At 56.5% G+C, this 13,707-nt stretch carries 13 protein-coding genes and 1 pseudogene; 5 read left to right on the top strand and 9 right to left on the bottom strand.

What is annotated here, in order from left to right; all coding sequences use genetic code 11:
• Positions 1-34: 34 nt before the first annotated feature.
• Both HP459_RS06230 and osmE read right to left on the bottom strand, forming a co-directional pair.
• Positions 35-361: pseudogene (locus HP459_RS06230) on the bottom strand (PTS sugar transporter subunit IIB); the annotation flags it as partial.
• Positions 362-633: 272 nt separating this feature from the next.
• Positions 634-978: an osmotically-inducible lipoprotein OsmE gene (osmE, locus tag HP459_RS06225; protein ID WP_022647818.1), complete on the bottom strand. Its 345-nt coding sequence runs from the start codon at positions 976-978 to the stop codon at positions 634-636.
• Positions 979-1,209: 231 nt separating this feature from the next.
• On the opposite strand from osmE, the gene nadE reads away from it, so the two are divergent.
• Positions 1,210-2,037 carry an ammonia-dependent NAD(+) synthetase gene (gene nadE / locus HP459_RS06220; RefSeq protein WP_022647817.1) on the top strand — a complete coding sequence of 276 codons (828 nt, stop codon included), beginning with the start codon at positions 1,210-1,212 and terminating at the stop codon, positions 2,035-2,037.
• 115 nt (positions 2,038-2,152) lie between these two features.
• On the top strand, positions 2,153-3,031 hold the full coding sequence (gene cho, locus HP459_RS06215) for an excinuclease Cho (RefSeq protein WP_367671001.1): 879 nt from the start codon (positions 2,153-2,155) through the stop codon (positions 3,029-3,031).
• Here the strand turns inward: cho and ves are convergent.
• The 7 genes from ves to HP459_RS06180 form a co-directional block, all read right to left on the bottom strand.
• Positions 3,009-3,566: an environmental stress-induced protein Ves gene (gene ves, locus HP459_RS06210; protein WP_022647815.1), complete on the bottom strand. Its 558-nt coding sequence runs from the start codon at positions 3,564-3,566 to the stop codon at positions 3,009-3,011. The genes cho and ves overlap by 23 nt on opposite strands.
• Positions 3,567-3,733: 167 nt before the next feature.
• Complete coding sequence (gene spy, locus HP459_RS06205; RefSeq protein ID WP_022647814.1) at positions 3,734-4,228, bottom strand: ATP-independent periplasmic protein-refolding chaperone Spy; 495 nt, start codon at positions 4,226-4,228, stop codon at positions 3,734-3,736.
• 337 nt (positions 4,229-4,565) lie between these two features.
• On the bottom strand, positions 4,566-5,531 hold the full coding sequence (astE, locus tag HP459_RS06200; protein WP_171936026.1) for a succinylglutamate desuccinylase: 966 nt from the start codon (positions 5,529-5,531) through the stop codon (positions 4,566-4,568).
• 9 nt (positions 5,532-5,540) lie between these two features.
• Positions 5,541-6,866 (bottom strand): N-succinylarginine dihydrolase, encoded by a 1,326-nt coding sequence (gene astB / locus HP459_RS06195; RefSeq protein WP_171936025.1) that lies wholly within the window; start codon positions 6,864-6,866, stop codon positions 5,541-5,543.
• Positions 6,853-8,340: a succinylglutamate-semialdehyde dehydrogenase gene (gene astD / locus HP459_RS06190; protein ID WP_171936024.1), complete on the bottom strand. Its 1,488-nt coding sequence runs from the start codon at positions 8,338-8,340 to the stop codon at positions 6,853-6,855. Before astD ends, astB begins: the two co-directional genes overlap by 14 nt.
• Positions 8,337-9,371 (bottom strand): arginine N-succinyltransferase, encoded by a 1,035-nt coding sequence (gene astA / locus HP459_RS06185; protein WP_022647810.1) that lies wholly within the window; start codon positions 9,369-9,371, stop codon positions 8,337-8,339. The genes astD and astA overlap by 4 nt, the downstream gene beginning before the upstream one ends.
• Positions 9,368-10,588 (bottom strand): aspartate aminotransferase family protein, encoded by a 1,221-nt coding sequence (locus tag HP459_RS06180; RefSeq protein ID WP_171936023.1) that lies wholly within the window; start codon positions 10,586-10,588, stop codon positions 9,368-9,370. Before HP459_RS06180 ends, astA begins: the two co-directional genes overlap by 4 nt.
• 433 nt (positions 10,589-11,021) lie before the next feature.
• Between HP459_RS06180 and xthA the strand changes: the two genes are divergently transcribed.
• The 3 genes from xthA to HP459_RS06165 are packed head-to-tail and all read left to right on the top strand — an operon-like array spanning position 11,022 to position 13,694.
• The gene (gene xthA / locus HP459_RS06175; RefSeq protein ID WP_163346671.1) at positions 11,022-11,828 is read left to right on the top strand and encodes an exodeoxyribonuclease III; all 807 of its coding nucleotides are present in this window, start codon (positions 11,022-11,024) and stop codon (positions 11,826-11,828) included.
• A gap of 6 nt (positions 11,829-11,834) precedes the next feature.
• The gene (locus tag HP459_RS06170) at positions 11,835-12,518 is read left to right on the top strand and encodes a VTT domain-containing protein (RefSeq protein WP_171936022.1); all 684 of its coding nucleotides are present in this window, start codon (positions 11,835-11,837) and stop codon (positions 12,516-12,518) included.
• Positions 12,519-12,533: 15 nt separating this feature from the next.
• Complete coding sequence (locus HP459_RS06165) at positions 12,534-13,694, top strand: ABC transporter substrate-binding protein (RefSeq protein WP_058677275.1); 1,161 nt, start codon at positions 12,534-12,536, stop codon at positions 13,692-13,694.
• The last annotated feature ends 13 nt before the right edge of the window (positions 13,695-13,707 follow it).

The following is a 13,707-nucleotide window of genomic DNA, read 5'->3' as shown; positions in this document are numbered from 1 at the left end:
TGTGAAATAACTCTTTGACGGGAAAAATAAAAAATTAATTAGCAGCTTTTTTAATCGCCGCAACAGCAGCTTTTAATACACCTAAACCATCAATCTTGCCGTATAAAACGGAATCGATCACTTCGACCGGCTTATTAGGGAGCAAACGTTGAATTTCTGGCAGCATATAAGCGATTTGCGGCCCGAGTAAAATTACATCTGCTGTCTGGCCCTTTTCGCCCGCCAGCGTTTCCGGAAACGCCTCAATCACCACAGGGACTTCATATTTTTCGGCCTGCGCGCGCATTTTTGAAACCAGCAGCGAAGTGGACATGCCCGCAGAGCAGAACAAGTAGATATGTTTCTTTTCCATGATAATTTCCCTCTTATTGGACTGACCGCCGTCGCGCTATCACTCGACTCGCTATCCTGGCTGACGGGCAGTGTGCTGAACATTGTTTGTCGTTGAAGTGAGTATACGCAATGGTACAGGGAGGGGATAATTCTGGATAGACTCAAATTGTCTCTCATTGACCTGGCTTGTTGACTACCTTCACATTTCAGGCAAATATTTCGCGCTAAGAAATAAGATTTACGTATGCATAAAAAAACCGGCCATCAGGCCGGTTTGTTAACACTTTCAGGCAAGCGCGGTTACTGCGCCTTAGGTGCCTGTGGATCGGTGTCGTATTCAGCGCAGGTCTGGTAGCCCGAATTGATCACGTGACCGGTATCATCCAGGGCGACAAAGTAGGTTTCTGCCTTACCATTACGTTGACCCAGAATATAGGTCTGGCAGGTGCCACGCGCGTGGATCATAGTGACTTCTGAAGAAGGTTTACCGGCAATGGCTGCAACCTGGGAACGCGTCATGCCTTTTTTGACGTCTTTTACCACTGGCTGTGTGAACTGATCTGTGGTGCGATCGTAAGCTGTACACCCAGCCAGCATAGTCAGTACCGCCGCTGCGCTTAAAATTCCTGCTACGTTCTTGTTCATATTCCGTCCTCTTGTTTATCAGCGTGTTAACTAAGCATGGGATAAAAATTACTATTGTTCAACTTTACGAGTTACGCCAGACGAATTTCGGAAAATTCTAATAAAACAACGATAAGCTGCTAAATCGCTGTAAAACAGTACACTCAAAACTGTGATCCTTGTCGTTTCCCCGACAAAGGGTTAGTTTTAACAGATCACACTTTCTGTTTGGTTCTGCATAGGGAGGGCGTAATGGCTCTGCAACAAGAAATTATTCAGGCGCTGGGCGCGAAACCTGCGATTAATGCCAATGAAGAGATCCGTCGTAGCGTTGATTTTTTGAAAGCTTACCTGTCCGCACACCCTTTCCTGAAGACGCTGGTACTGGGTATCAGCGGCGGTCAGGACTCCACTCTGGCCGGTAAACTTAGCCAGATGGCCATCACCGAGCTGCGTGACGAGACCGGTGACACCGCACTGCAATTTATTGCCGTACGTCTGCCGTATGGCGTGCAGGCCGACGAGCAGGACTGTCAGGATGCGATCGCCTTTATTCAGCCGGACCGTGTTCTTACCGTAAACATCAAAGGTTCGGTACTGGCAAGCGAGCAGGCCTTGCGTGAAGCCGGTATTGAACTGAGCGATTTTGTTCGTGGCAACGAGAAAGCCCGTGAGCGCATGAAAGCGCAGTACAGTATCGCAGGGATGACCAAAGGGGTCGTCGTCGGCACCGACCACGCCGCGGAAGCCATCACCGGTTTCTTCACCAAATACGGCGATGGCGGCACGGACATCAACCCCCTCTTCCGCCTGAACAAGCGTCAGGGTAAGCAACTGCTGGCGGCGTTGGGCTGCCCGGAGCACCTGTATAAGAAGGCGCCAACGGCAGACCTGGAAGACGATCGCCCTTCCCTGCCGGATGAAGCCGCGCTGGGTGTGACCTATGACAACATCGATGATTATCTGGAAGGCAAAACGCTCGACGAAGGTACCGCAAAAATTATTGAAGGCTGGTATCTGAAAACCGAGCACAAACGCCGTCCACCCATTACGGTGTTTGATGATTTCTGGAAAAAGTAAAAGCAAAACGGTAACTCAGTTTTGCAGGCCGGGTAAGGCGTAGCCGCCACCCGGCTCTTTTTTAACCACCAAACACCTGCTACACTGTATGCCTGAACAGTATATGGAGCAGTATGTGAGCAGGCGTCAATCCGCCCCGCGTCTTGAGTTTGAAGCGGCGGCTATCTACGAATATCCCGAGCATCTTCGCCCCTGGCTTGAGGCGCTGCCTAAACAGCCTGGCGTCTATTTCTTCCACGGCGACAGCGACACCATGCCGCTCTATATCGGCAAAAGCGTAAATATCCGCACTCGGGTGATGTCGCACCTGCGTACGCCGGACGAAGCGTCGATGCTCAGACAGTCCCGGCGGATCACCTGGATCGAGACGGCAGGTGAACTGGGCGCGCTTCTGCTCGAAGCCCGGCTCATCAAGGAACAGCAGCCGCTGTTTAACAAACGCCTGCGCCGCAACCGCCAGCTGTGTTCCTTGCAGGTTAACGCGGGAAAACCGCAGGTCGTTTATGCCCGGGAAGTGGATTTTTCGCATGAACCGAATCTTTACGGTCTGTTTGCCAACAAACGTGCCGCACTGCAAACTCTGCAATCCCTTGCTGATGAATTACAGCTTTGTTACGGCCTGTTAGGACTGGAAGCGACTACCCGCGGTCGCGCCTGTTTCCGCTCCGCGTTGAAACGCTGCGCCGGGGCGTGCTGTGGAAAAGAGAGCGTTGAAGAACATCATGCCCGATTTATGGCTGGCCTGGCCTCAATCAGCGTCAACTGCTGGCCGTGGGAAGGCGCGGTGGCGTTGAAAGAGACCCGCGATGCGATGACGCACTATCACGTCATCCGCAACTGGCTCTGGCTTGGCGCGGTTGAAAGTCTGGATGACGCTGCCGCCCTGCTGCGTACACCTGCCGGGTTCGATCAGGATGGCTACAAAATTCTCTGTAAGCCGCTGTTAACCGGTAAATATGAGATAGTCATGCTCAATGACCTGGCAGCCAGGTAATTTCACTGAACAGCAGCGACCCCTTCGTTTCCAGTAGACGGAGGGTATGGCTGCCCTCTTGCCAGCTGGCGCCCTGATCGGCGGTCAGTAATTTATCGCCCAGTTGCCAGGCGCCGCTTAATACGAACGCCACGCCACCACGTGATGCGAAGGTAGTGAACGTCCGGGTAGCAACGCGCACTTTTGCCTGGCAGTGCTCCCGTCGGGTCATGACATTGAAATCCATTGACATCTGCCCCTCCGTGAGCACGGCTTTCACCGTCAAATCGCCCGCAAAGCCGTAAGGCTGATGGTGTTTCAGGGTATGGCAAAACGCCCTCCCCGCATCCAGCGTCACCTCGCCTCCTTCCAGCAGCGTAATCACCCGGTCAACGCCCGGAAACGCGGAGAATTCGCCGTTACTGGCGATGGAGGCGATGCTGGCCCGCCAGGAAAAATCCCGCGTCGCGGGAGGGAAACAGCAAATCTCACGCGTCTCGCCCGCGCCGTTACGCCAGAGACTGACGGGTATTTTACGGATATCAAAGAATTCCATGACCACTCCTGAAGGACGCACCGTGCGCCAGGGCATTTTCACAGACGTATTATCGGCAACGGTAAGGCCAGACCTTAGGCATGGGGCAAAAGAAAAACCGCCGGTCCTGTCCACAGCGTTTTCGCTTGTGTAGACAGGAGCCCGGCGGTCTTAAGAGAGTGAACCGATTATTCGGCTGGTGCAGGCATTTTACCTTCCGGCGCTGCACGTTCTGTCAGACGCTTCTCAAAATTGGCATTAAATTGCTTTTTCTGTTCCGGCGTCAGAATGTTGTAAATCTTGTTCTGGGTTTCCATGTGGGCCAGCATGCGCGCTTTATGCTGCTCGGCCATTTTGTCGATCTGCGCTTCTGCTTTTGCTTTGTCGAAGCTGTCGCTGGCAATGATGTCATGCATCGCGCGGCGCTCTTCCAGCGGAGGACGTTTCATCTGGTCACGCTGACTTTTCCTGATGTCGCGGATCTGCTGCTTCTGCGCATCGGTCAGGTTCAGATCTTTAAACATCATCATCTCATGATGCATACCCGGCTTGCCTTTATGATGCATCATCATTTTGCCTTCTGCCGGCGCGGCGGTAGTGGTCGCGGTATCGGCGGCGAACGCCATGCTGGTAGCGCCCAGAGCCAGGGTAGAGGCAACAAACAGTGCAGTTAATTTACGCATAATGTCTTTCCTTACTTTCAGTTATTCTTCGGCGCTATGCCGTGTTGACGAGATTAACTTTACGGGGTTTATCGTCAATTAGTCAGAGCAACGGTAAAACAATGAAAGTATAAAAAACACGTTTTCGCCAATTATGGAGAAATTAAGGAAAAAGCGTGGAGAGATGAAACAAAAATATTCAACAGGATGATTTTAAAGAGATTGTGGAGGAGTATAGCGAAGTACCGTTTAATAATAAAGCAATTCTCCAGGAATATTCCGCAAACACTACCAGAGCGTTTTTAACGTTAAGAAATTAATTCTTCGTTTCCCCTCCGGTCTGCGCGAGGGGAGACGATCAGGGCATTTTTTCCAGCATCAACCCGGCTCGTAAACCAAACGCGACTGACGGGTTAGGAAATAAAACATATTCCGTGGGGTTCTGTACCGCATAACGCGTCTCACCATCTTCCGCCAGCAGGACGCCCTGGCGAAACGGCGTGAAGTTCAGCGTATGGGGAGCCATATGAAGCTGGAAAGCTTCGCTTTGACGCGTGATCTGCTGTACGACCCGATAGCGCACGACGGGTTCCCGGGTGGGTTCCGGCGCAACCCCTGCGAGCAACGCCCGAAGCGCCCGATGCGTAGGGGCAAAACGCGTCAGGTCGTTTTGCCCGAACGGCAGCGCTTTTCCCAGCTCCAGCGTGCAGGACAGCGCGCCGAAATTCTCGCAGGTGAAGTGGGTAAACGTACCGCCCGGCGTCTGGTGGAAAACCAGCGCTTCCAGTCCCGCGTCGCCAAGCCAGGTCAGAAACGCCTCATCCCACGGCTGATGGCGCTGCGGTAACACGCCAAAACGTACGTGGTACGAGGCGCGGATGGCGGTATGCAGATCGAGGTGCCAGCGCGTTTCCCCCGCCCCGGCAAAAAACGCCGTGACCACCTTCTCCAGCCATTGCGCACGTGTCGTTTCATCACTCTGTGGAAATTGCGCCCAGCGGCCGCCAAACATTCGGTTGATGTCGCTCACGAGATACCGTTTGTTTTGCGCCAGCGCAGGCGGATTTCCCAGTACCACCAGCAGACGACAGTGCAGCGTGATCTCTGCGCGATACAGCGCGCGCAGCAACAGATCGACAATCTCCACAGGCGCGGTTTCATTCCCGTGAATGCCGGTAGAAAGCAGCAGCGACAGGTTATATTGCCCCGTCGGCGTCAGTTCAAGCACGCCCGGCCCCAGCCATCGCCAGTGGAACGAAGGGCCTTCCCCCTCGTGCCGCTCCGGTGTCTCTTCAGCCAGCGTCAGCGCCAGAAAGTTTTCCATATCGTCTCCTTAGCGCTGGAACGGATAAACCGATCCCAGTTGCAGGATGGTCGATAATGCATCCAGCGCCTCGCGGCCTTCGCGCAGCAGCTGCGGATCAACCAGATCGGCCTGAACCAGACGGTCACGATAGTAGCGGTCCACCCAGTCATTGAGGGTATTGAACAGCGTGTCGTTCATCATCACCGACGGATTCACGGCCTGCATTTCCTCCGGCGTTAACACCACGCGCAGTCGCAGGCACGCCGGTCCCCCGCCGTTAGCCATACTTTCCCGCAGATCAAACACGCGCAGTTCATCAATCGGGTTATCCGCCTGCACCAGTTCGCTGAGATAGCGCCAGACACCCTGATGGTTGCGGGACTCCTGCGGCAGCACCAGCATCATGCTGCCGTCATCCCGGCTCAGCAGCTGGCTGTTGAACAGATACGTTTCGACCGCATCCTGCACGCTTACCGCCTGCGTGGGCACCTGAATCGGCATAAATCCCGGCACGCGTTCGCGCAGCGTGGCAAGCAACTTTTCCTGACGGGCAAACGCCTGCTCGTGGCAGAACAGCACCTGACGGTTGGAAACGGCAATCACGTCGTTATGAAACACGCCCTGGTCGATCACCTGCGGATTTTGCTGGGCAAAAATCACCTGAGTAGGATTAACCTGGTTCAGCCGTGCAACCGCCTGGCTTGCGGCTAAGGTTTGTCTCGCCGGATAACGAACCGGCGCGGCGTGGCCGCCCTCTTCCCGTCCATAGATAAACAGCTGCAAGCCTGGATCGCCGTAATCGCCACCCAGACGGTTGTGGTTTGCCGCCCCTTCGTCGCCAAACATCGCGACCTGCGGCAGCGCCGAATGCACCTCAAAATGCGCATCATGATTAAAAATGGCGCGCAGCACGCGCCCGGTGGTCTCCGCTTCGCTGGCGCGGTGGAATTTGTTGTTCAGGTTAGCGACGGTCAGATGCACTTTGCCGTCCAGCGTATCCGCCGACGGCGCGACGGTGGCGGCATTCGCTACCCACATTGAAGAGGCTGAACTGGCCGCGGAAAGCAGCTGTGGGGACTGCGTACCGGCTTTTTCAACCACCTGTTCATCCGTACCGCTGAAGCCCAGCTGGCGCAGCACGGCCACGTTCGGCCGCTCCTGCGGCGGGATCACCGCCTGCGGGAAACCGGCATCGGACAGCGCCTTCATTTTCAATAGCCCCTGCTTGGCCGCCAGCTTCGGGTTCGAGACCTGGAAACGGTGCTTCGTCGAAGCTTCATTGCCGAACGACAGCCCGGCATAGTGGTGCGTCAACCCCACCAGTCCGTCAAAGTTAACCTCACGCGCTTTCATGGGCGTCACCCTCTGTAAAATCCAGCCCCGGATTCAGCGTCTCCGGCAGCGTCAGCGCCGGGGTTTCCAGGCTTGCCATCGGCCACGCGCAGTAATCGGCGGCATACCAGGCGCTGGCGCGATGGTTGCCCGATGCCCCTACGCCACCAAACGGCGCGGTGCTCGCCGCGCCGGTCAGCGGTTTGTTCCAGTTCACGATCCCGGCGCGCGCTTCCAGCAGCAGCTGGTCGAATTTCTCGCGATGCGGGGATATCAGGCCGCTCGACAGGCCGTAGCGGGTGTTGTTGGCCATCTCGATCGCCGATGCAAAATCGTCATAGCGCCAGACGCACAGCAGCGGGCCAAAGACCTCTTCATCCGGCACGTTGCTCGTCGCACTCATCTCAATAATCCCCGGCGTCAGCAGCGATGTGCCCGGCATTACCTGCTTCGGCTCCAGCAGGGTTTTCGCCCCGCGCGCCACGTGCTCCTGCCACGCTTTCAGCACGTTCAGCGCCGCCTGCCCGGAGATCAGCCCGCCGATAAACGGCTGCGGCTCGGTATCCCATTTCGCGGGAACCAGACGCCCGCTCACCTCCACCAGACGCTTAAGAAACGCATCCCCCTGCGCGCCGCGTTTAACCAGCAGGCGGCGGGCGCAGGTGCAGCGCTGTCCGGCGGTAATGAATGCCGACTGAATGGTCAGGTGGACCGCAGCATCGATATCATCCGGATCTTCCACAATCAGCGGGTTGTTGCCACCCATCTCCAGCGCCAGAATTTTTTCCGGCTGCCCCGCCAGCTGACGATGCAGCTGATAACCCGTTCCGGCACTGCCGGTAAACAGCAGACCGTCAATGTCGCTCAGCGCACTCAGCGCCTGACCGGTTTCACGCCCGCCCTGCACCAGATTCAGCACGCCCGGCGGCAGCCCCGCCTGCTCCCAGAGTTTTACCACCGCTTCTCCGGTTAAGGGGGTTAACTCACTCGGCTTGAATATAACGGTATTTCCCGCCAGCAGCGCAGGCACAATATGCCCGTTCGGCAGATGCCCGGGGAAGTTGTACGGGCCAAACACCGCCAACACCCCGTGCGGACGGTGGCGCAGCGTGGCGGCGCCGTCCGGCATCCCGGTATGCTGCTCACCGGTGCGGGCATGGTACGCCTTCACCGATATACCGATTTTATTGATCATCGCCGTCACTTCGGTTGTTGCCTCCCAGCGCGGCTTGCTGGTTTCGCAGGCAATGATGCGGGTCAGCTCGACTTTATTGGCCTCCAGCAGCGCAGCAAATTTCTCAACCAGCGCCTGGCGCTCGGAGAATGGCCGTTTCGCCCATGCCGGAAACGCGCGGCGTGCAGCCTGGCAGGCCTGCTCAACCTGCCCGGCGCTGGCGTCGTTCCCCGACCAGAGCACCTCCTGGCCGACCGGGTTAGTTTTTGTCCGCGCATCACCTTCGCCCGTTACCCAGTCACCGTTAATCCATAGAGTCATGCTGTTTTCTCCTCAGGGCAGAGCCGCACCAGGCGAACCGTGTCGCCAGCGTTACATTTCAGGGCATCCAGTTGCGCAGCCGTCAGTACCAGACGCTCGCATGTTGGGTTGGTTCGCACCAGCATGGCGCGGAAGTTGGCGTAATTCTCGTTCGAGACCAGGCAGGCTGGCCACTCGCCCGGCGCGGGCTGGCCTTCTGAAACCTCAACCAGGCGGCTTTTTCGGATGGCGCGTACGCGGTCAATATCGCATTCCAGCGTTGGGCCGCCGTCAAAGATGTCGACGTAATTACGGTAGCGAAATCCCTCTTTCTCCAGCACTGCACGGGCCGGAGCGGTTTGCGGGTGAACTTCGCCGATCACCGCCTGCGCTTCCGGCGTTAAGAAATGGGTATAAATAGGATGCTTCGGCATTAACTCGGCGATAAACGCCTTCTGACCGGTACCGCACAGGTAATCCGCCCGGCTGAATTCCATGGAGAAGAAGCGTTCGCCCAGGCTCTCCCAGAACGGCGAGTAGCCCGTCTCATCAATTACGCCGCGCATCTCCGCGACCACTTTTTCGTTGAAGCGGTCGCGAAAGGCGGCCATAAACATGAAGCGCGATTTGGAGAGCAGATAACCGTTACCCTCTTTGCGCCAGTCCGGATCGAGAAACAGGGTGCAGAGTTCGCTGGCGCCGGTATGGTCATTACAGAGAAAGAGCGTCGGCAGCGCGTTGTAGACGTTCAGCTCTTTCGAGGCGTGGACCATCGTGCCGACGCGGTAGTTGTACCACGGATCGTTGAGCCCGACGGCCACCTCGATGGCGCAAATCCCCGCCACGGTTCCCGTGTCGGTCTCTTCCAGCACGAACACATAGCCCTGTTCGCTTTTTGGCAACGTCCCCTGCCAGGTTTGCAGGGCGCGCTCAATGCGCGCCGACAGCGTTTTTTCATCGGCAGGCAGCGAGGTCAGCCCGCCCCCTGTCTTACCGGCAAGCTGCATAAGCCCGGCGAGATCGCCGTGCGCAACGGGACGGATGACCATCATGATGACACCCCGGACTTCACCTGTTCGCAGGCCAGCGCAAAACGATCTAACCCGGTTCTGACCTCTTCCTCACTGACGATCAGCGCAGGGGCAAACCGCACCACGTTAGCGCCGGCAATCAACACCAACACGCCCTGCTTTGCCGCTTCCTGTGAAATCAGCTTCGCTTTGCCAGCAAACTCAGGGGCAAGCTCACAACCTATCAACAGCCCCAGACCGCGGATCTCTTTGAACATGCCGGTCTGGTTATTGATGGCGGTAAGACGCTCAACAAACCACTGGTGACGCTGCTTCACGCCGCTAAGCACCTCAGGAGTGTTGATGATATCCAGCACCTGTCCGGCGACAGCGGTTGCCAGCGGGTTACCGCCGTAAGTGGTGCCATGGGTGCCCACGGTCATCACGCTGGCGAATGTATCGGTGGTCAGCATCGCCCCCACCGGGAAGCCGCCGCCGAGCGCTTTGGCTGTTGAAAGCACATCCGGGGTCACGCCATAGTGCATGTAGGCGTACAGCTCACCCGTGCGGCCCACGCCGGTCTGGACTTCGTCAAAAATCAGAACCGCGTTATGCCGATCGCACAGCTCGCGCAGCCCTTGCAGGAACGCTTTCTGGGCGGGCATGACGCCGCCTTCCCCCTGCATGGGCTCGACAATCACCGCACAGGTGGTGTCGTCAATCAGCTCGCTGGCAGAGTGTAAATCGTTATACGCCGCATGACGGATATCCGGCGGCAGCGGCGCAAAATCCTGAGAATATGAGGGCTGACCACCCGCACTGACGGTAAACAGCGTGCGGCCATGGAAGGCATTTTTAAAGGCTACGATGCCGCTCTTGTGCGGGCCGAATTTATCGTGCGCATATTTGCGCGCCAGCTTCAGCGCCGCTTCGTTCGCTTCCGCGCCGGAGTTACAGAAAAAGACTTTTTCTGCGAAAGTGGCGTCGATCAGCTTCTTCGCCAGACGTAACGCCGGTTCGTTGGTATAACCGTTGCCGGTATGCCAGAATTTCGCCGCCTGATCATTCAGCGCCTGCCGCAGCGCCGGGTTTGCATGCCCCAGCGCATTCACCGCAATCCCACCCGCAAAGTCGATATACTCTTTGCCCTGCTGATCCCACAGGCGAGAGCCTTCCCCACGTACCGGAATAAAAGCCGCCGGAGCGTATACCGGCATCATCCATTCATCAAAATTTTCACGCGTAACTGACAGAGACATAGCGACCTCATCCGGTAAATAAAAGGTTGTTTAAATGTTAAATAATTGAGTGTTTGCACTGTGAATGTAGATTGCAGCGTTCATGCCAGCCAGCGATAAAAATGCATAAACGGATTTGGGTAACAGAATTTCAATGAGTTACAATATGGAGTTATTCACTGTTAATGCATAAATAGTGAATATTTTTACGGCAAGCGGCGCTTTGCCGCACGAAAACAAGAAAGAGTATGCACATGCCAAATATAATTCTGGAATTGTGATCGCTCGCGAAATTTATCGGTCCTTTACGCCCTGTTCGAGGGCAAAACGCGTCGAAATGGTGCAAATATTGCACCGTCGGCATTATCTGTCGCAGTAATTGGGCGAAGCGGATAACAGACGACGTAAATTCTGCTACCATCCTTGCACTATTCACCTTGCATTGGCAGCGACTATGAAATTTGTCTCTTTTAATATCAACGGCCTGCGTGCCCGGCCTCACCAGCTCGAAGCGATTGTTGAGCAACATCAGCCAGATGTGATCGGCTTGCAGGAGACAAAAGTTCACGACGATATGTTCCCGCTCGAAGAGGTAGCGAAGCTGGGCTATAACGTTTTTTACCACGGTCAGAAAGGCCACTACGGCGTTGCGCTGCTGACCAAAGTTACGCCGGTGTCGGTGCGTCGTGGCTTTCCGGGTGACGGTGAAGAAGCACAGCGTCGTCTCATCATGGCTGAGCTGCCTTCCCCGCTGGGTAACATCACAGTGATTAATGGTTACTTCCCGCAGGGTGAAAGCCGCGACCACCCGACCAAATTCCCGGCCAAAGCCAAATTTTATCAGGATCTGCAAAACTACCTTACGACCGAACTCAACAAAGATAATCCGGTGCTGATCATGGGGGATGTGAATATCAGCCCGACTGATCTGGACATTGGCATTGGCGAAGACAGCCGCAAGCGCTGGCTGCGCACCGGGAAATGTTCCTTCCTGCCGGAAGAGCGCGAGTGGATGCAGCGCTTGCTTGACTGGGGGCTGGTGGATACCTTCCGCACCGCTAACCCGGAGACGCAGGATCGCTTCTCGTGGTTTGACTACCGCTCTAAAGGCTTCGATGACAACCGGGGCCTGCGTATTGATCTGCTGCTGGCGAGCGCCCCCCTGGCCGAACGCTGCATCGAAACCGGTATCGACTATGACATCCGCAGCATGGAAAAACCGTCCGACCATGCGCCGGTATGGGCAACGTTCAAGCTGTAATCCTCAGTGAATATTAAAAAAATCAGTCTCCTGTGCGCCCTTCTGGGCGCATTTGTTTTAATCGTTGTTTTGCTTCCTCCGGGCATGCTCTCCCTCGACACGCTAAAAATACACCAGCAAACGTTGCTCGATCGTGTGGAGCAGGCGCCCCTTCAGAGCGCGCTGATCTATTTTGCGGTTTACGTTCTGGTCTCTGCGCTGTCGATACCCGGGGCTGCGCTTCTGACGCTGCTCGGCGGGGCGATTTTCAACCTGTGGGAGGCGACGCTGTTGGTGTCATTGGCCTCGACGCTCGGCGCCACGCTTGCCATGCTCGTCAGCCGTTATCTGCTGCGTGACTGGGTGCAACGGCGCTTTGCCGCACAGATGAACACGATCGATGTGGGGATGGTTCGCGATGGCGCGCGCTACCTTTTTGCCCTGCGCCTGATGCCGTTGTTTCCGTTCTTTCTGGTCAATTTGCTGATGGGGCTAACCCGTATCCAGGTGCGTCACTACTGGTGGGTCAGCCAGCTTGCGATGCTACCTGCCACCGTCATTTTTCTGAACGCCGGACGCGAGCTGGGAAAACTCACCACGCTGCGCGATATTCTGTCGCCGGGACTGCTGTTCGCCTTTACACTATTAGGGTTATTACCGCTGGTCACTCGCTGGCTGTTTTCCCGTTACATCCCTTCGATTAAAAAGTGAGGCATTATGCGCCGGGTGCGTTTTTGCGCGTTTCTGACGAGTCTGCTGCTGGCAACCTCTGCCTTCGCCGCAGAAAGCTGGCAATCCATTCAGCAACAGGCCACCGGGCAGACCGTCTGGTTTAACGCCTGGGGCGGTGACGAGGCCGTTAACCGCTACCTCGACTGGGTGAGCGACGAGATGAAAACGCACTACGCCATTAACCTGAAGATCGTTCATCTGGCCGATGCCGCCGATGCGGTGAAGCGGATCCAGACGGAACAGGCCGCAGGACGCAGCAGTAACGGGTCGGTGGATCTACTCTGGGTAAACGGGGAAAACTTCCGCACGCTGAAGGAGGCAAACCTGCTGCTCACCGGCTGGGCGCAAACCCTGCCCAACTGGCGTTACGTCGATACCCGTAAACCGGTCACGGAAGATTTTGCCATCCCGACCGATGGGGCGGAATCCCCATGGGGCGGCGCGCAGTTAACCTTCATCGCCCGTAAAGCGAGTATGCCGATGCCTCCGGCAGATCCCCACGCGCTGCTGGCTTACGCTCAGCAGCACCCTGGCAAGGTGAGCTATCCGCGACCGCCGGATTTTACCGGCACGGCGTTTCTTGAACAGCTTCTGCTGGCATTGACCGCCCATCCGGAGGCGTTAAAAAACGCGCCGGACGGCACCTTTGCAGAGATCACCGCGCCGCTGTGGGACTATCTTGATACGCTGCATCCCCTGCTGTGGCGCGAAGGGAACGATTTTCCTCCGTCGCCTGCGCGCATGGATACGCTGCTTGCCAGCGGCAGCCTGAACCTGTCGCTCACCTTTAACCCCGCCCATGCGATGCAAAAGGTGGCGAGCGGTGAACTGCCTGCCGACAGCTACAGTTTCGGCTTTCTCAAAGGCATGATCGGCAACGTCCATTTTGTCGCAATCCCGGCAAATGCCAGTGCGAGCGCAGGGGCGAAAGTGGTGGCAAATTTCCTGTTGTCACCGCAGGCGCAGATCCGCAAAGCCGATCCTGCCGTCTGGGGTGACCCGAGCGTGCTGGATGGTGCCAAACTACCTGCGAAAGCGGCAAAACAGCTTCATGCCTTTACCCCTTCAGGCACGCCTGATGTGCTTCCCGAACCGCACGCCGCCTGGGTTAACGCCCTGGAGCAGGAATGGCTTCGCCGCTACGGAACCCGCTAAGCGGGCTGGTCTG

Origin of the sequence: Enterobacter sp. CM29 (assembly GCF_013179605.1) — a bacterium.
Lineage (GTDB): Bacteria > Pseudomonadota > Gammaproteobacteria > Enterobacterales > Enterobacteriaceae > Enterobacter > Enterobacter intestinihominis.
The sequence above is the reverse complement of the archived record's forward strand: the minus strand, read 5'-3'. Positions and strand labels throughout refer to the sequence as shown.